Source organism: Sphingobacterium sp. UBA6645 (genome assembly GCF_002455685.1).
Classification (GTDB): Bacteria; Bacteroidota; Bacteroidia; order Sphingobacteriales; family Sphingobacteriaceae; genus Sphingobacterium; species Sphingobacterium hotanense.
Genome location: NZ_DKLH01000022.1, coordinates 1 through 17,466, shown reverse-complemented (window position 1 = coordinate 17,466; position 17,466 = coordinate 1). Strand labels below are relative to the sequence as shown.

Here is a 17,466-nt window from a genome sequence, read left to right as displayed (position 1 = left end):
AGATGATTCGCTTTTGTAACATGCTGCGCATTTTATAACACGAAAGTCTAGCGAATGTAAAGACTAGCTTAAATCCTGAGGAAACAAATGACAAGCAGGGAAAAAGGACAGAATAAAAACCGCTAAGTTCTAAATACTCGTATCTTTGTGTACTTAACAAAATACATTATACTATGACAACATCTGTTTCAGATATTTCACGCGAAAAATCAGCCGAGTTATTTGAAAAAGCTAAGCAATATTTCCCGGGAGGCGTAAATTCTCCGGTTCGTGCTTTCAAATCCGTTTATGGTACACCATTATTTATCGAACGTGGCGACAAAGCTCATTTATGGGACGCTGATGGCAATGAATTTATCGACTACTGTTGTTCTTGGGGGCCGCTAATCTTAGGTCATAACAACCCTGAAATCCGCGAAGCGGTACAAAATCAACTAGGCAAAGGATTAAGCTTTGGTGCGCCGACTGCCTTGGAGAATGAACTTGCAGAATTGATCTTAAACAACAATAAGAAAATCGAGAAAATACGTTTTGTGAGCTCCGGAACGGAAGCCGTCATGTCGGCAATTCGTTTAGCTAGAGGTTATACAAAACGTGATAAAATCGTAAAATTCGAAGGATGTTATCATGGACACTCCGACTCTCTTCTTGTGAAAGCCGGATCCGGATTGGTTACTTTTGGTGAAACTTCGTCGGCTGGTGTTCCAAAGGCGTTCGCTGATGAAACCATCGTGATTGCATTGAACGATAAAGAAGCATTAGAAAAGGTTTTTGCTGATTTCAAAGATCAAATCGCTGCTGTTATTATCGAAGGGGTGCCAGCAAATAATGGCCTTTTAATTCAAGACAAAGAGTACATCAAATTCCTACGCGAAATCACGAAAACAAACGGTGCCCTATTAATTTTCGATGAGGTTATTACCGGTTTCCGCTTAGGTTTTGAAGGTGCTTCAAAATACTATGATATTCAACCAGACATCCTGACCTACGGTAAGATTATAGGTGGTGGTATGCCTGTTGGAGCATATGGTGCTTCAAAAGAATTGATGAGCTGTATCTCACCCGATGGCGCAGTGTATCAAGCAGGAACATTGGCAGGAAACCCCGTAGCCATGGCCGCAGGTATCGCCGCATTATCCATCTTAGCACAACCAGGTTTCTACGAGAAATTAGAGCAAACTACTCAAGCTTTTGTTGAAGAACTACGTAGCTTTATCGCTGAACGTGGCTATCAAATCAAGATATTCACGATAGGTTCTATCTTCTGGTTCGCGTTTACCGAACAAGAGAAAATCCAACGTGCCGATCAAATCGACCCTGCTTCCATGGAGTTCTATAAGAAAATGCACCGCGAATTATTGAACCGTGGCGTCTACTTTGGTCCTTCGGGATATGAAGTCGGATTTATCTCCGCAGCGCATACGGAGGAAGACCTAACGCAGACTTTAGCGAAAATCAAAGAGTCCTTGGATATTGTATTTCAATAAAATGCAAACAATTATTGCTTTCACTTGTTCGTAAATAATAAACATTAATTCGACTAAATAATTTAATATGAGAACGATGAAAACAGTATGTGCATTGTTAGCGGCGACAGCTCTCTTTGCATCATGTGATAACAAATCCACGAAGAACAAAGATGGAGAAGTAAAAGATACAACAGCATTAGCCGATTCAGTAGGTGCTATCGCTGTTAATCCCCTTCAACATGCTAAAGAGTTCCCAGGAGCAACTTTAAAGATCGCTTCGATAGAATCTGTCAAAGCTGGCGCAGACTCTGCTAAGATTACCGTAAAATACGACGTACAGAACTTTAATCTGACTGAGCAGACCGAACATACGCACCACATGGCAAATTCGCACGACGGACAGCATATCCACTTTATTTTGGATAACACACCATACGTTGCATTATATAAGCCAGAACACACCTTTACAGTTCCTGTAAACTCGGAGCATTACTTGCTATCTTTCTTGTCGCGCTCATTCCACGAGTCTATCAAAACTGCTGAAGCAGCGAAATTGATTAAGTTTAAAGTAGGTGCTGATGCGAAGATTACAGAAGAGCCGACACCTACAGAACCTTCGTTGTTCTATAGCCGTCCGAAAGGCGATTACAAAGGCGATGAAACGAATGTATTATTGTTAGACTTCTTCATCAACAATACAACGCTTTCTGCAGACGGAAACAAAGTAAAAGCAACAATCAACGGTCAAGAATTTATCTTGGATCAATGGACCCCATACGAGGTATTGAACCTTCCTAAAGGAGAAGCAACAGTGAAACTTACGCTAATCGATAAAGACGGTAATGCAATCACTGGTGACAACGTATCGGTCGAAAGAAAAGTAAATCTTTTAGAAAGATAATTATTAGACATTAGATGTTAGATTTTAGACATTAGACGCCTAACATCGGATAAAATAAAAAGGAACTCGCTGAGCGGGTTCCTTTTTATTTTAACTTAATTTCAAGGATGAACCATTTTTTAAACCGAATATCTAATTCTAATAGGTTCTTTCCGAAAAAATACTCGGCCCAGAAAGTTCTAAAATCTAATGTCTAATCTAATATCTAATATCTAGCCTAAAATCCAACAGACTTCAATCTCAGCCCTTCTCTTTCATCCAGACCAAACATGAGGTTCATGTTCTGCACAGCCTGTCCCGACGCACCTTTCAGTAGATTATCTGTAGCATTCAAAATCAGCAACTTATTATCATGCTTCTCCAAATGGATAATGCTCTTGTTGGTATTGACCACTTGTTTCAAGTCTATATTCGCTTTGGAAACATGGGTAAAAGGATGATTTGCATAAAAAGACTCATACAGCTCATATGCGGCAGCTTCCGATAAATCAAAGTCAACATAAATTGCCGAAAAAATACCTCTCGCAAAATCACCCCGCTGCGGAATAAAATTGATTTTCTCCGCTGCACGCTCCAACAAAGACCCCTCACCCGTAGAAAGAAAACCCTCCTGCAGCTGGTCTAAGGATTCGGAGATCTCCTGCAGGTGCTGATGTTCAAATGATTTATAGGCAGATAGGTTATTATTTCTCCAGGAGAAATGCGTCGTAGCCGATGGCTTCTGCCCTGCCCCTGTTGATCCTGTTGTTGCATTCACATGGATTTGTTCCGGCAATAAACCTTTGCTCGCCAGCGGCAATAAGGCTAACTGTATATTCGTAGCAAAACAGCCCGGGTTAGCAATATACTGCGCTTCTTTGATCTTATCCTTGTTCAATTCGGGCAGACCATAAACAAAGTCCTTTCCTTGATAAGCCGTGTTCGCACGCAGACGATAATCTTGCGAAAGATCAATAATCTTTACGCTAGGATCCACAGGATTTGCATCTAAAAACTTTTTCGCATCACCATGCCCTACGCACAGAAATAAAACATCAATATTTGAATGAAAATCAGAGGAAAATGTCAAATCAGTATCACCAAACAAATCGTTATGCACATCAGACAGCTTGTTTCCAGCGTTTGACGCACTATTAGCAAATACAATATCCACTTGGGGGTGGAAGATCAGGATACGAAGCAATTCTCCACCGGTATATCCTGCAGACCCAACAATTCCTACTTTAATTTTTTCCATAGTATCTTCAATTAAAAAAGGCACAGTAAACTACTGTGCCTTATTATATTTCTTAGCCTTTGCCGTTCACTTTATGCCAGATGATGGTCTGGTTACCAAAGATTTTCGAGAAACCTTTCACATCGTCGCCCGTATAGCCCTCGTTCATTTCGCCATAGCTACCGAATTTGTTCGACATCAAATCATGCTCTGATTCAATTCCGATAATAACGAAACGGTATGGGTGAAGCTCAACGAATACACGGCCTGTCACGGTCTCCTGCGAGCTCTTTAGGAAAGCTTCCATATCGCGCATCACCGGATCGTGCATTTGGCCTTCGTGCATATAATTACCGTAGAAAGCCGCTAATTGGTCCTTCCAAGATAATTGCCATTTTGTCAACGTATGTTTTTCTAAGGTATGGTGTGCCTTGATCAAGATTACAGAAGCAGCAGCTTCAAATCCCACGCGACCTTTGATACCGATGATCGTATCTCCAACGTGAATATCGCGACCAATACCATAAGGCTGTGCAATCGCTTGTAACTCTTGAATAACCTTCACTGCACCGATCTTCTCACCGTTCAAAGCCACAGGCTCACCTTTTTCAAAATCGATCGTAATCTGGCGAGGTTCGCTAGAAGTAACAGGCGTAGGCCATGCCGACTCCGGCAAGTACTGATTTGACGTCAAAGTCTCAGCACCACCAACTGATGTTCCCCACAAACCTTTATTGATTGAATATTTAGCTTTCTCTGCGGAATACTCAACACCATGATTGTTTAAATACTCAATTTCCGCTTCGCGCGATAATTTTAGATCACGAATTGGCGTAATGATTTCGATCCCCGGAATTAAAGTCTGGAAGATCATATCAAAACGAACCTGATCGTTTCCAGCACCCGTAGAACCGTGCGCAACGCACTCAGCACCGATTTTCTTACAGTAGTTTGCAATAGCTGTCGCTTGGCAAACACGCTCTGCAGATACAGACAATGGATAAGTCGCATTCTTCAACACGTTTCCAAAAATCAAATACTTAATCGTATCGCGGTAGTAGTCTTCAGTTTCATCAATGGTAGTATGCGATTTAACGCCCAATTCATAAGCTCTCTTTTCAACAGCTTGCAACTCTTCGTCAGAGAATCCACCCGTGTTTACAATAACAGAATGAACTTCTAAACCCAAATCACGAGATAGATAGATGCAACAGAATGAGGTATCTAATCCGCCACTAAATGCTAAAACTACTTTTTTCATCTTATAATGATTAATATGCTGATAATTACAAAAATAACAATTTAAAATCCTTTAACCGGCTTCACCCCTACAGGAATTATACTGGCAACAAACTTTTTGGTCGATTTCCATAGCTTCGCTTCAATACGCTTCAACAACGATTGCTTCTTCGAAATTCGATCCAAACGTTCTTTCGCTTCCGCACGACGCTGTATCTTCTCCTTCAATTCCCGCTCTTTCTCGACCGGATCCCATAACATCGCCGTACACATACAGTTTTTGCGGTCTTTAGACATCAAGATATCATAGTTAACACAGGATTGACAACCTTTCCAGAACTCCTCGTCTTGCGTCAGCTCCGAATAAGTAACCGGCTCGTACCCCAAATCAGAGTTGATCTTCATCACCGCCAAACCCGTTGTTAAACCAAATATCTTAGCCTTCGGATATTTCTCTCTAGACAATTCGAATACGCGCTTTTTGATGGCCTTTGCCAAGCCGACCTTACGAAATTCTGGATTGACGATAAGCCCCGAATTAGCAACGTAATCACCATGGCTCCAAGTTTCGATATAACAGAAACCCGCCCATCGACCATCTTTATGCAAAGCAATGACCGCTTTGCCCTCATCCATCTTACGGGCTACATATTCCGGCTTACGACGTGCAATACCTGTTCCGCGAGCCTTTGCAGACTCGAACATTTCATTACAAATATCATCCGCATACTCCACATGAGCTGCTGTTGCGGGAATAATCAAAAAATCAGAGATTGTCATTAATAATGTCGACCTAAAAAATAAATACCGAGGTATTCTAAAAAACTGTAAATTAAATTTTGATCAGAATCCATCGAGCGTGATGAACCTTAAAATTGGAGTTTGCCTGCCTCAGAATCAAGCTCGAGGCAGAATAGGTCGTCGGAATCGTAGAAGCGGACAACTAAATGAACGAAGCGCATAATAAACCTTCACCCCCAGCTTGTGTAAAGCTCGGTCAAATGTGTTCATATATACCTTTTTATAGTTCATTATATTCTGTTGATCGCTGTAATCAGACTGCGCAAAAGTAAACAATTATTTTTTTCTTTTATGCAATATAATTGTAGATTTTTTATTTTATCTCCAACAAGCCAAATCCATCATTGCCAGACTGCTAATAAGACTCTTGAATCTTTAAAACGTTTAAAAAAACATTGTTTGAACAATAGACTTATAACGTCCTTAAAACAAATTGGTGTTAAACGCAATTGCATAATGCGGTTGTACTTTGTATAATCATAACAAATTTTGCCCCGTGATAAAACTGCTACAAGCTTGTAGCAGTTTTGCATCTGCTTCATAATAACCCTCGTTCCAAACAGTCAGCATCATCAATCTTTTGTCAGAATTCCATCTAATAACCTACCCAATTTTCTGAAGAACAAATAAATACTTAATTTTGTTCCAAATTTTAAAAACAACATGGTAGGTCCTAGCATTTTCTTCTTTGTCATATTTGTCATCCCTTACGTTTATTTTATGTACTGGTTAGTAAAGCAGGACAAGAAAAAGCATGTTTGGGGGATTGTCGTGGTGACGGTTATTGCTATCATCGGCTTCTTGGTATCTCAAACCGCCAGCAAGAATGCTGTGCGTAACTACAAGCAACACCAAATTGATTCAAGAGAAATCGAACAACAAGAGCATCAATAATCTTATCGAGCTTCACTTCTATGCCAGGCCGAATCGGACGCTGGCAAATAATATTACTTTAAACAATTTTTAAATTGAGGTACCCCCCTAAAGGGTCGCACCTTCCGATCTACTTGTCTAAGATTCTATCTTAGACAATTCTATTTTTGGCCGAGACTGCTTCGACATAGAACCCTTTTAAACCCAATACACCCCCCTATCACAACCGCTTCGAAAGGGCTATGATAGGGGGGTTTATTGGGTTTGACTAAGTATGAGTTTGTTTATGTCTTATACCTATTCGGTAATGCCTTCTAACTTCAGCAAAAACGAATAGTTTAAAGCGACATCTTTCAGATAGTCGAAGCGACCAGAAGCGCCGCCATGACCATAATCCATATCAGTCTTCAATAGGATCACATTATCGCCTTTCTTCACTTTGCGCAGCTTTGCAACCCATTTCGCGGGTTCGAAATACTGCACCTGTGAATCGTGCAAGCCTGTAGTCACTAGAAGATTTGGATATTCCTTGGCTTCTATATTTTCGTATGGAGAATAAGACTTCATATAATCATATGCCTCTTTGTTGTTCGGATTGCCCCATTCGTCATATTCGTTCGTCGTCAATGGAATCGTTTCATCCAACATCGTGTTCACCACATCAACGAATGGAACCTGAGCAATAACACCATTCCATAAGGTTGGAGCCATATTGATAATAGCGCCCATCAATAGTCCGCCGGCACTTCCGCCTTGTGCATACAAGTGTTCTTCGGAGGTATATTTTTGATTGATCAAGAATTGTCCGCAGTCGATAAAATCGGTGAACGTATTCTTTTTCTTCATCATCTTTCCGTCCTCATACCATTGACGTCCCATTTCTTCGCCACCGCGGATATGCGCTATAGCATAGATGAATCCACGGTCTAATAGCGAAAGACGTCCGGAGTTAAAGCTCGGATCCATCGACGCACCATACGATCCATAAGCATATAATAATAATGGCGCTTGCCCGTCCTTCTTCGTTCCTTTTTTATAGACAATGGAAATCGGAACCTGCACGCCGTCTTTAGCTTTCGCCATAATACGCTCTGTTACATATTGCCCTGCATCGTATCCGCCCAAAACTTCCTGCTGTTTCAACAAGGTTTTCTCCTTGGTCTTCATGTCATAATCGAAGGTTGACGAAGGAGTGACTAATGAAGTATAACCGTAACGAAGGACATCTGAATTATACTCGGCGTTTGTACTTGGATAAACGGTGTACGCGGCCTCGCCGAAGTCAAGGTAATGTTGCGAATTATCTTTTAAATTGCGGATAGCCAAATTCGTTAAGCCGTTCTTGCGTTCAGAAATCGCCAAATAATTAGCAAACTCGTCGATACCCTCGATCAATACATCCTCACGGTGCGGGATATACTCTTTCCAATTTTCTTTTCCCGGTTTGTCTAATGGAGCCTCCATAATCTTGAAGTTCTTCGCATTATCGTTTGTATGGATTAAGAAACGATCAGCAAGTGGCGTCACGTTGTATAATACATCTTTAATTCGCGGCTGGAAAACAGTAAAGTTTGCGGAAGGTTCATCTGCCTTGATAAAACGGGTTTCCGAACTCAAAGTACCACCCGAATAGATGAAAATGTATTTATCATCCTTCGATTTCCAAACACCAATGTAGTTGGTATTATCTTTTTCATCATAAACAACGACATCCGCACTGCTCGGCTGACCCAAGCTATGTCTCTTTATTTTTTCGCTCAATAATGTTACCGGATGTTTTGCGGTATAAAACAAGGTCTTGTTATCGGCCGCCCATACCGGATCTCCCGATGTCTGTGAAATTCTATCTTTCAATATTTCACCAGTCTCCAGGTTCTTCACATGGATAACATACTCTCTTCTCGAAACAGTATCCACACCATAAGCTACCATCTTATTGTCCGGACTCACTGCTATGCCCGATACCGAGTAATAAGGAAATCCTTCCGCCATATCATCTACATTTAAGATAACCTCCTCTGGCGCATCCAAACTGCCCTTCTTACGACAGTATTTATAATATTGCTTTCCTTCTTCGGTCTTGCGGTAGTAATAGTACCCATTCATCAAATAAGGAACAGACTCATCCGCTTCTTTAATACGATTTTTCATTTCCGTGAACAGCTTGCTCTGTAGCGCCTCTGTATCCTTCATCATCGTATCGGTATACGCATTCTCGGCCTCGAGGTAGGCTACGACCGCTGATGAATCAGCACCTTTCTTAAAATAATCGTTCAGCCAATAGTAAGGATCATCGACAGACTCGCCATGAATAACGCGCTGATGGGCTTTTTCTGCCGCAACAGGGGCGGTCGCATCCGGCCATTTTATGGCCTTTTTATTGCTGTTCTTATCTGTAGAACAAGAAGATATCATAGTTGCTAAAATTAAACTTATTATCAATTTATTGCTCATATCTAGTAAATGGTTTGTTTTGCAACGATAAAAATACTCAAAATTAGCCGCTTTTTAGATTTATTAACAATTCGCAAGCGGCGAATAAATTATATTTGCTAAAACATAAATTTTGAAACATGCATAAAACAAATAAACTATTATGCTACTTAGCGTTCGGACTTTTGCCGACATTGGGATTTGCTCAAGAAAAACAAGATAAAGACGCGCCTCCAGCAAACTGGTATAATCTAGATTTCCAGAAAGATGGGGTAATGGGAATTAGTACAGAGAAAGCTTATGAACTATTGAAAGGCCGTAAATCGACGCCTGTAGTCGTAGCGGTATTGGATAGCGGTGTCGATATCAAACATGAGGATTTAAAGGATGTGCTATGGACCAATCCAAAAGAAATCCCTGGTAATGGCAAAGACGATGACGGCAATGGTTATATAGACGATGTTCACGGATGGAACTTTTTGGGAAATGCGAAGGGTGAAAACGTAACATACGATAATTTAGAGGTTACTCGCTTGATTCGCCTTTACGAACCTAAATATATCTCTGTTCTTCCAACTACGCCTCTGTCTGAAAAGGAACGTAGAGAGTTTGTCGCTTATCAGAAAATGATCACCGATTATACTTCCAAAATGGATGAGGCACAATTCGGAAACTTGAACTATGGCCGTTTGAAGCAGGAGTTCGATGGAATGATCAAAGGATTGAACAAAGAGCCTAAGGATATTACAAAAGCAGATTTAGATGCTTTCCAAGCAACTTCTGACCGTCAGAAAATGGCGATCCGCATTGCGAAAAAGGAACTTGACAAAACTACATTCGATAAGTTTTACGAAGATCTGAAAGAAGGTGCTACCTATTTTTCTAATCAAGTAGAGTATCATTTAAATAAGGAATACGATTCTAGACATATCGTTGGTGATAATTATGAGGATGCTACAGAACGTCATTATGGGAATAATGATGTAACTGGTCCAGATGCGGAGCACGGAACGCACGTAGCAGGTATTATTGGTGCGAAGCGCGATAATAAGCTTGGTGTGAACGGTGTGGCAAACAATGTACAGATCATGACCGTTAGAAATGTCCCTGATGGTGATGAGCGCGATAAGGATGTAGCGAACGCTATTCGTTATGCTGTAGATAATGGTGCTCGCGTAATCAATATGAGCTTCGGTAAAGGCTATGTGTATAACAAGAAAACGGTAGATGACGCTATCAAATATGCGGAATCGAAAGACGTTTTATTAGTACATGCTGCAGGTAATGATTCGAAGGACAATGATGTCGTAAAGAACTACCCGATGAAATATTTCACAGACAGTCTTGATGCTGTGGTCGGTGAAGCGAAGAACTGGATCACTGTTGGTGCTACAGGTTGGAAAGTAGACGGCGACTTATTAGCTGAATTCTCTAACTATGGTTACCGCAGTGTAGATGTATTTGCTCCTGGGGTAAAGATCAACTCTACCGTACCAGGTTCGAAATACAAAGACCAACAAGGGACCAGTATGGCATCGCCAGTTGTGGCAGGTTTGGCAGCATTGATCCGCTCCTACTACCCTGACTTGACAGCAGCACAAGTGAAAGACGTGATTTTAAAGAGCGTAACGAAAGTGGATCAGAAAGTTAAGATCAAAGGCGAGTCTGGTTCGAAGCGTGTTTATTTAGATGAAATCAGCATAAGCGGCGGTATTGTGAATGCATACAAGGCGGTCGTAGAAGCTAACAAACTGTCTTCAAAGAAAAAGTAAAAAAATGTTAAATTTTTCACAATAATACTTTGTATCTTCCGTTTAGATAATAAACATAAATCAAGATGCTTATGGTGGAAAATTCTACTCCTGTAAAAGATGTAAATTACGAAGGTCTTGGTACAGACTTACATGAAGATACTCAACTAGAGGTTTTCGCTGAAAAGATCAAAAACTGCATTCAACAGATTGCAAAAGATCCAAACGAAAAGACGATAGAAAACATCCTCAACTACTCAAAGACATTTCGTAAATTATAAGACAAAGCCGTTCTAGAAAGAGCGGCTTTGTTCGTATTAGATTTTAGAAATTAGATTTTAGATATTAGAGCATAACGGTCTAAATAATTGAGTCTACTTACTATTGTCAATTAAGTGGCGTCCTACGCATCTAATGTCTAATGTCTATCATCTAATATCTAATTCAGATCGATATTCCCAATAATCTCTTTCAATTGAAGTTCTGAGAGCTTGGCTTGCAGTTTTGCGGTGTTGAAACGGGATACGGCGTTGATGAAGTTCTCTTGGGCGTCGCGGAATTCGACGGCGGAGATGGAGCCTATCTTATATTTCTCTAGGGTTATGTTTAAGTTCTGGCGTGCAATATCTTCATTCGTCTCTTCGAGGCGAGCTAAGGATAGGTTCGTTTGATAAGTTTGGAATGCTGTTGCGATGGCTGTGTTGATGGTCAGATTCTGTTGTTCGATCAATAGGTCGGCGCTTTCAATCTGGATCTTTGCGACACGCTCATTGCGACGTTGGTTAAAGCCATCGAAGATATTCACGGAGGCTGTAACACCATAATTTAATCCACGCGAATTGGATTGGGAAACGAATCCTAAGCTGGATTCAGTCTCGGAGAAGTTATAGCCGGTATTGAGTCGAACCGTTGGATAGCGTGCGGCTTTCACTCTTTTTAGTTCGAGCTCGGCCATCCTTCTGTTGATCGCGATAAGCTGCAGGTCGGGATTGTGCTGCTTAGCTTTCTGCATCAGTTCATCTAGAATCAAGGTATCGTCGTATTCAACATCGCGTTCAACATCAAATTCTATACTGAGGTCGCGTGCCATTAGGCTGTTTAAGGTAATCTTCAAGTTTTTTACAACATCTGCCTGCCGCAATCGAGTAGACTCGTCCTCATTTAAATTCACCTGCACATTCAGAACTTCCAAGCGGGATGCCTTTCCAATGGAGAACCTGTTCTCTGCAGTCTGCAACCTTTCTTTCGAGATAATGATGCTGGAGTCTATTGCTTGCAGGAGGTTGTTCTGCTCGACAATCGTGAAATAGGTTGATATAACTTCCGACACCTTATTCAATACCGTTCGCTTCAGTTCGACTTCGCCAAGCTTTTGATTTTCCTTTAAGATATCATAGCGCGAGAACATGCCTAGACCGTCAAAGATGGTCCAACCAATGCTAACGCCATAGTTCATGCTATTGTTCTTGGCATTCCTTAAGGAGCGTTCCTCTCCTGACGCTTGGGTCTGCGTGGAGTTTTGAAGATTGTTGTTTTGAGAGAAATTTCCCGTAACAGTCGGCAACATCCCGGCATTGCCGTAAGTCACATTCTCTTGCGCAACGCGTAGATCGTTCTGCGACAGCTTGATTTCAAAGTTGTTCTCTAACGCAGTTTCCACTGCTTCCCTGACCGTCAATAGTCCTTGCGCTCGAGAAATCGACACAAAGCACACAATAAAGGATATGACAGCAACTATTCTCATGTTATTATTCTTCAATATTTTCAAATTCTGGATGTGGCTTCTTATCTCTGGATAGCATCAGGTAGAATGCCGGGATAACGAACAAAGTTAACACTAGGGAGAACATCGTTCCGCCAACAATTACGACCCCCATACCCATACGGCTGGTCGATGCGGCGCCTAAAGACAGCGCAATCGGCAATGCGCCTAACGCAATTGCTAAAGAGGTCATTAGGATAGGTCTTAAGCGTGATTCCGAAGCGACCACGACCGCTTCGTATTTTTTATAGCCTTGTTCTCGTAATTGATTGGCAAATTCAACAATCAGGATACCGTTCTTCGTCACAAGCCCGATCAACATAATGGTTCCGATCTGACTAAAGATGTTCCAGGACTGTCCGAATAGCCATAAAGAAAACATCGCTCCTGCCACCGCCATCGGCACGGTGATCAAGATGATAATTGGATCGATGAAGCTCTCGAACTGCGCTGCTAGGATTAGAAAGATCAGTAACACTGCTAACCCGAATGCGAACATCGTATTCGATCCACTCTCTACAAAATCTCGCGATTCACCGCCTAAGTCGGTGGTAAAGGTTTCGTCCAATACTTTTTCTTTAACCCGTTCCATCGCATCAATACCGTCACCCATGCTTCGTCCCGGCGCGAGACCAGCAGACACCGTCGCCGACATATAACGGTTGTTATGGTAAAGTTGTGGCGGACTGCTGCGCTCTTCTAGCTCAACGATATTATCCAACTGTATCAGCTCGCCGCGATTGTTCTTAACGAAAATAGCAGCCAAATCCATTGGTGTAGCACGATCAGCACGGTCAAACTGTCCCATCACCTGATATTGCTTACCATTCATCATGAAGTAGCCAAAGCGCTGTCCAGCTAAAGACATCTGCAAGGTTTGTGCAACGTCCAAGACCGACACACCAAGTGTCTGTGCTTTTTCACGATCAATCGATACATATACCTCCGGCTTATTGAATTTCAAGTTCACATCGGTCATCGAGAAAGTATTCTCTTTCGACAATTCTTCCATAAATTCCGGAATCTTCTCTTCCAGTTTTTGGAAGTTAGGTGCTTGGATGATGTACTGTATTGGCAAACCTCCACGTCGGTTGACTGAGATGGTCGGTTGCTGCGAAACAGCGACACGTCCTTCTGAATAGCCCCGTGTTAATCGGGATAGGTCGTCAGCGATCTCCGCTTGGCTTCGCTCGCGTTCGTCCGGCTGCACTAATCCCAACCTCACAAATCCTGAGTTGGAAGAAGCAGATCCGAAGCCTGGAGAAGTAATCACCAAGCTTACCTTCTTCTCAGGTACCGAATCATTGATCAACATGGTCAGATCGGTCATGAAACGATCCATATAGTCATACGAGACACCCTCTGGTGCTGTGACTCTTAAACTGATATAACTTCTATCATCATAAGGAGCGGTTTCTTTCGGTAAGAGTTGGTAAAACAAGTAGATCAATGCGAAACAGCCGATAATAGTGGCAAAACTTAGCCATCTATGGTTTAGAAAGCCTTTTAACGCGCCGGCATATTCGGTATTCATCATTTCGAAGTACTTCTCTGTCCGCGTATAGAATTTAGATTTCTTTTGCTCACCGCCTTTCATCAGGTAAGCATTCAGCATCGGGGTCAAGGTCAATGATACGAAAGCCGATATGAGGACGGCCGCCCCGATGACGACCCCAAACTCTCGAAACAACCGCCCTACGAAGCCTTCTAAGAAGATAACAGGTAGGAATACGGCCGCTAGGGTGATGGAGATCGAAATAACGGCAAAGAAGATCTCATTGGATCCTTTGATCGCTGCCTGTATTGGCGACATCCCTTCTTCTACCTTTTTGAAGATGTTTTCCGTGACGACAATACCGTCGTCCACCACCAGACCCGTTGCGAGTACAATGGCCAACAAAGTCAATACGTTGATGGAGAACCCACATAAATACATGATAAAGAATGTAGCTATTAGGGATACGGGAATATCAATCAAAGGCCTGAAGGCAATCGACCAATTACGGAAGAAGATGTAGATAATCAATACTACTAATACAATAGCGATCAAGAGCGTTTCTACTACTTCCAAAACGGCTTTCTTCACGAAGAGCGTATTATCGATAGCAATATTGAGTTCGAAGCCTTCCGGCAATTCGTTCTGCAGTTTATCGTATTCTTTATAGAATTGTTCGGCAATCTCTAGATAGTTGGTTCCTGGCTGTGGTATAATGGCTAAACTCACCATCGGGTATCCGGAATCCGACATCTTTGTTTCGAAATTCTCAGCTTCTAAAGCAGCATTCCCCACATCGCCTAATTTAACCACACGGTTATTGTCTGCGCGGATGATGATATTATTAAACTCCTCTTCGGAAGCAAGGTTACCAATAGTTTTAATGGCAAGCTCGGTATTAGCTCCTGTAAGTTTACCGGATGGCAACTCGACATTCTGTGTATTCAATGCTGCACGAACATCCAATACGGTCAATCCGTAAGAAGCAAGCTTATTCGGGTCTATCCATAGACGCATCGCATATTTACGCTGTCCCCATATCTGGACAGAACTTACGCCCGGTATAGTTTGCAGACGTTGGGCTATAACATTCTCAGCATAATCTGATAGTTCAAGTACATTCCGTGTTGCACTTTGCATGGTCATGGTGATGATCGGCTCAGAGTCGGCATCAGCTTTGGACACGACCGGTGCAGCATCAATATCCTGAGGTAGATTTCGCTGCGCTTGAGATACTTTATCACGAACATCATTGGCAGCTTCCTCTAGGTTCTTCCCTAAATTGAATTCTATGGTGATATTACTAGAACCTTGATTGGAAGAGGAAGAGATATTACGGATACCATCAATGGAGTTAATCGACTTTTCTAAAGGTTCGGTAATCTGCGATTCGATGATATCAGCATTGGCTCCGGCATAGCTCGTACGGACTGAAATCTGCGCAGGATCAATGGACGGGTATTCCCGGACCCCCAAAAAGGTGTAGCCGATGATTCCAAACAGGATCAGCACGAGATTCATGACGATGGCCAGAACGGGCCTTTTGATACTTATGGTAGATAAACTCATTTTTCCTTTCTTATCGCAGCGTCACTTGTACAGGTGTTCCATTCCTAAGCGCCATAACTCCAGAAGTCAATACAGTATCACCAGGATTAAGTCCTGATATAATCAGGATATCTGCGTCTGTTCTTGCGCCGGTTTCAACCAAAACCTCCGTCGCTAAACCATTCTTCATCACGAAGATTTTCTTTCCATTCTGAATAGGTATTAAGGCTTCGGCTGGAACTAGTAACCCGTTATCAATAGTTTCTAAAGGAAAGACGATATTGGCGAAAGTACCAGGTATAAGTTGATTTCCAGTATTCGTAGAAATGGCTTTCACCAATAGTGTTCTAGTATTCGCTTCTACTGAAGGTTCCGTAGCATAAATCTTAGCGGAAAAATCACCTTCAACACCTTGAACATCAAATTTAATCTGACTTCCAACGCGTACTTTATTGGCATATTTCTCAGGAATGGAAAAGGATACCTTGAGGCGATTCATATTGACAAGCTTTGCAATACTAGTCGCTGGGGTAATATAACTTCCTTTGGAGATATTACGTAAGCCGATAGTTCCGGAAAAAGGAGCACGAATAACTGTTTTGCTCAACTGAGCTTGGATGAGTTGGATTTGAGATTGAGCAGTACGAAAATCAGCACTCGCGATATCGTATTCCTCCTGACTGATTGCTTCCTTTTCGAGAAGAAGCTTTGCCCGGCGCTCATTCTCTGCGGCAAGGTTATTCCTCGTTCTTGCTTGTGCAAGCTGAGCTTGTAGCTCCGCATCATTTAACGTAATCAACACCTGTCCGTTGCCCACACGCCCACCTTCCGAAAAATTAATGGACTCCACAATACCGGAGATTTCTGTATGCAATTCGATCTGTTCGTCCGCTTCAATCGAGCCCGATAGCGTTAAAAAGTCCGAGAAAGTTTGTCCTTGAATTACTTTTCCATATACCTTAGCAGCGGATCGCCCCCCGCCTCTTGGACCGGCATTCTTGGCGTCTTTTTCTTTATTACTGCTAATCCGGTAGAAAATCATACCCCCTAGTACAGCCAGAGCTACCAGAACAATAATCAGTGTTTTCTTTTTCATAAGTCTTGGAAAATAATTTCCGTACGATTAAGTTGAGTCGTTATAACAATCAGTAAATTAGGAAAAAAAGGCGATACGCTTATGTAATAATGTTATTATAGTGCTTTCACGCTTAAAAGTGAAAAACACAAGATCCAATAAAATAAGGCTCTTATAAAACAAAATAGGTCGATATATAAATACCGACCTTTCTTTAAATATATGTTATATACTTAATTGTTGCAATACGCAATAATCTCTGGAGCAAGCCTAGTTTGCACCGCACTCTTGATAATATAACTCATCGCTCCCTTCTCAATGCACTCCTCCTTTACCTCCGGACTTTCAACATCCGAAACCATGATAATTGAACTAGTAGGAAATAAGTCTTGTAGAATAGGAATCCCGGTGACACCATCAATATCAGGCATCATGATGTCTAAAAGAATCACATCCAATTCTTCATGATATTGTTTATTATCTTCTATACCCACTAACGTTTCAGCTTCAAACAATATATTAAACTTGTAATCAGGAACAGAGCGCAGAATCATCTTCAGCAATTCACGATAAATAGAACTGTCGTCTATTAGAGCAACATTAATTGATTTCATAGATAGCTAGTATAAGTAGGATGGGATTTACTAAACATAGTAGTCGGTATGGGATGATTTCTCATTTTACCGCTTATCCCGAAGCAATATACGAATTTTGTAAACAATTATCTACAAAACCAATAATTTCTTAATAATTTCTCTCCTTACATTATTAAAATAAAATTATCGAAGTCGTTTAAAGGAGATAATAGTTATCAGATATAAGACATTAGAGCATGGCTTCTCTGGATATCTTTAATAGACATTAGATATTAGACATGCTTTCTGAACCTTTGGTTTAAACAGA

At 41.5% G+C, this 17,466-nt stretch carries 13 protein-coding genes; 5 read left to right on the top strand and 8 right to left on the bottom strand.

The genetic code is table 11. The annotated features are described in order from the left end of the window. The first annotated feature begins 173 nt into the window (after positions 1-173). On the top strand, positions 174-1,487 hold the full coding sequence (hemL, locus tag B2400_RS03730) for a glutamate-1-semialdehyde 2,1-aminomutase (RefSeq protein WP_286652288.1): 1,314 nt from the start codon (positions 174-176) through the stop codon (positions 1,485-1,487). A 67-nt stretch (positions 1,488-1,554) separates the two neighbouring features. After that, a complete protein-coding gene (locus B2400_RS03725; RefSeq protein WP_149524784.1) occupies positions 1,555-2,370 on the top strand; it encodes a hypothetical protein in 816 nt (271 codons plus the stop codon). Between the two features lie 217 nt (positions 2,371-2,587). Here B2400_RS03725 and argC read toward each other — a convergent pair whose 3' ends face one another. From argC to B2400_RS03710, 3 genes are read right to left on the bottom strand one after another with little or no spacing between them, the layout of a single operon-like run. After that, on the bottom strand, positions 2,588-3,607 hold the full coding sequence (gene argC / locus B2400_RS03720) for an N-acetyl-gamma-glutamyl-phosphate reductase (RefSeq protein WP_286652286.1): 1,020 nt from the start codon (positions 3,605-3,607) through the stop codon (positions 2,588-2,590). Positions 3,608-3,659: 52 nt separating this feature from the next. After that, positions 3,660-4,847 (bottom strand): argininosuccinate synthase, encoded by a 1,188-nt coding sequence (gene argG, locus B2400_RS03715; protein WP_149524782.1) that lies wholly within the window; start codon positions 4,845-4,847, stop codon positions 3,660-3,662. A 41-nt stretch (positions 4,848-4,888) separates the two neighbouring features. Further along, positions 4,889-5,605 (bottom strand): GNAT family N-acetyltransferase, encoded by a 717-nt coding sequence (locus B2400_RS03710; RefSeq protein ID WP_293930957.1) that lies wholly within the window; start codon positions 5,603-5,605, stop codon positions 4,889-4,891. A gap of 741 nt (positions 5,606-6,346) precedes the next feature. Between B2400_RS03710 and B2400_RS03705 the strand changes: the two genes are divergently transcribed. Further along, entirely contained in the window at positions 6,347-6,520 is a 174-nt protein-coding gene (locus B2400_RS03705) for a hypothetical protein (protein ID WP_286652439.1), read from the top strand. 276 nt (positions 6,521-6,796) lie between these two features. Here the strand turns inward: B2400_RS03705 and B2400_RS03700 are convergent, their stop codons facing one another. After that, positions 6,797-8,914 carry a S9 family peptidase gene (locus B2400_RS03700; protein ID WP_293930954.1) on the bottom strand — a complete coding sequence of 706 codons (2,118 nt, stop codon included), beginning with the start codon at positions 8,912-8,914 and terminating at the stop codon, positions 6,797-6,799. A gap of 158 nt (positions 8,915-9,072) precedes the next feature. Between B2400_RS03700 and B2400_RS03695 the strand changes: the two genes are divergently transcribed. Next, the gene (locus tag B2400_RS03695) at positions 9,073-10,704 is read left to right on the top strand and encodes a S8 family peptidase (protein WP_293930951.1); all 1,632 of its coding nucleotides are present in this window, start codon (positions 9,073-9,075) and stop codon (positions 10,702-10,704) included. A gap of 71 nt (positions 10,705-10,775) precedes the next feature. After that, on the top strand, positions 10,776-10,964 hold the full coding sequence (locus B2400_RS03690) for a hypothetical protein (protein WP_149524777.1): 189 nt from the start codon (positions 10,776-10,778) through the stop codon (positions 10,962-10,964). Between the two features lie 158 nt (positions 10,965-11,122). On the opposite strand, the gene B2400_RS03685 is transcribed toward B2400_RS03690, so the two are convergent. From B2400_RS03685 to B2400_RS03670, 4 genes are all read right to left on the bottom strand, one after another. Next, a complete protein-coding gene (locus B2400_RS03685; RefSeq protein ID WP_149524776.1) occupies positions 11,123-12,427 on the bottom strand; it encodes a TolC family protein in 1,305 nt (434 codons plus the stop codon). A gap of 4 nt (positions 12,428-12,431) precedes the next feature. Beyond that, complete coding sequence (locus B2400_RS03680; RefSeq protein ID WP_293930945.1) at positions 12,432-15,509, bottom strand: efflux RND transporter permease subunit; 3,078 nt, start codon at positions 15,507-15,509, stop codon at positions 12,432-12,434. Between the two features lie 10 nt (positions 15,510-15,519). Beyond that, entirely contained in the window at positions 15,520-16,584 is a 1,065-nt protein-coding gene (locus tag B2400_RS03675) for an efflux RND transporter periplasmic adaptor subunit (protein WP_293930942.1), read from the bottom strand. A gap of 212 nt (positions 16,585-16,796) precedes the next feature. After that, positions 16,797-17,177: a response regulator gene (locus tag B2400_RS03670; protein ID WP_149524773.1), complete on the bottom strand. Its 381-nt coding sequence runs from the start codon at positions 17,175-17,177 to the stop codon at positions 16,797-16,799. Positions 17,178-17,466: the final 289 nt, after the last annotated feature.

Excerpts from the sequence above, each read along its gene's own strand:
- argC (WP_286652286.1), bottom strand. The coding sequence starts at position 3,607 with ATGGAAAAAATTAAAGTAGGAATTGTTGGGTCTGCAGGATATACCGGT.
- B2400_RS03710 (WP_293930957.1), bottom strand. The coding sequence starts at position 5,605 with ATGACAATCTCTGATTTTTTGATTATTCCCGCAACAGCAGCTCATGTG.
- B2400_RS03690 (WP_149524777.1), top strand. The coding sequence starts at position 10,776 with ATGGTGGAAAATTCTACTCCTGTAAAAGATGTAAATTACGAAGGTCTT.
- B2400_RS03700 (WP_293930954.1), bottom strand. The coding sequence starts at position 8,914 with ATGATATCTTCTTGTTCTACAGATAAGAACAGCAATAAAAAGGCCATA.
- B2400_RS03705 (WP_286652439.1), top strand. The coding sequence starts at position 6,347 with ATGTACTGGTTAGTAAAGCAGGACAAGAAAAAGCATGTTTGGGGGATT.
- B2400_RS03675 (WP_293930942.1), bottom strand. The coding sequence starts at position 16,584 with ATGAAAAAGAAAACACTGATTATTGTTCTGGTAGCTCTGGCTGTACTA.
- hemL (WP_286652288.1), top strand. The coding sequence starts at position 174 with ATGACAACATCTGTTTCAGATATTTCACGCGAAAAATCAGCCGAGTTA.
- B2400_RS03670 (WP_149524773.1), bottom strand. The coding sequence starts at position 17,177 with ATGAAATCAATTAATGTTGCTCTAATAGACGACAGTTCTATTTATCGT.
- B2400_RS03685 (WP_149524776.1), bottom strand. The coding sequence starts at position 12,427 with ATGAGAATAGTTGCTGTCATATCCTTTATTGTGTGCTTTGTGTCGATT.
- B2400_RS03725 (WP_149524784.1), top strand. The coding sequence starts at position 1,555 with ATGAGAACGATGAAAACAGTATGTGCATTGTTAGCGGCGACAGCTCTC.
- argG (WP_149524782.1), bottom strand. The coding sequence starts at position 4,847 with ATGAAAAAAGTAGTTTTAGCATTTAGTGGCGGATTAGATACCTCATTC.
- B2400_RS03695 (WP_293930951.1), top strand. The coding sequence starts at position 9,073 with ATGCATAAAACAAATAAACTATTATGCTACTTAGCGTTCGGACTTTTG.
- B2400_RS03680 (WP_293930945.1), bottom strand. The coding sequence starts at position 15,509 with ATGAGTTTATCTACCATAAGTATCAAAAGGCCCGTTCTGGCCATCGTC.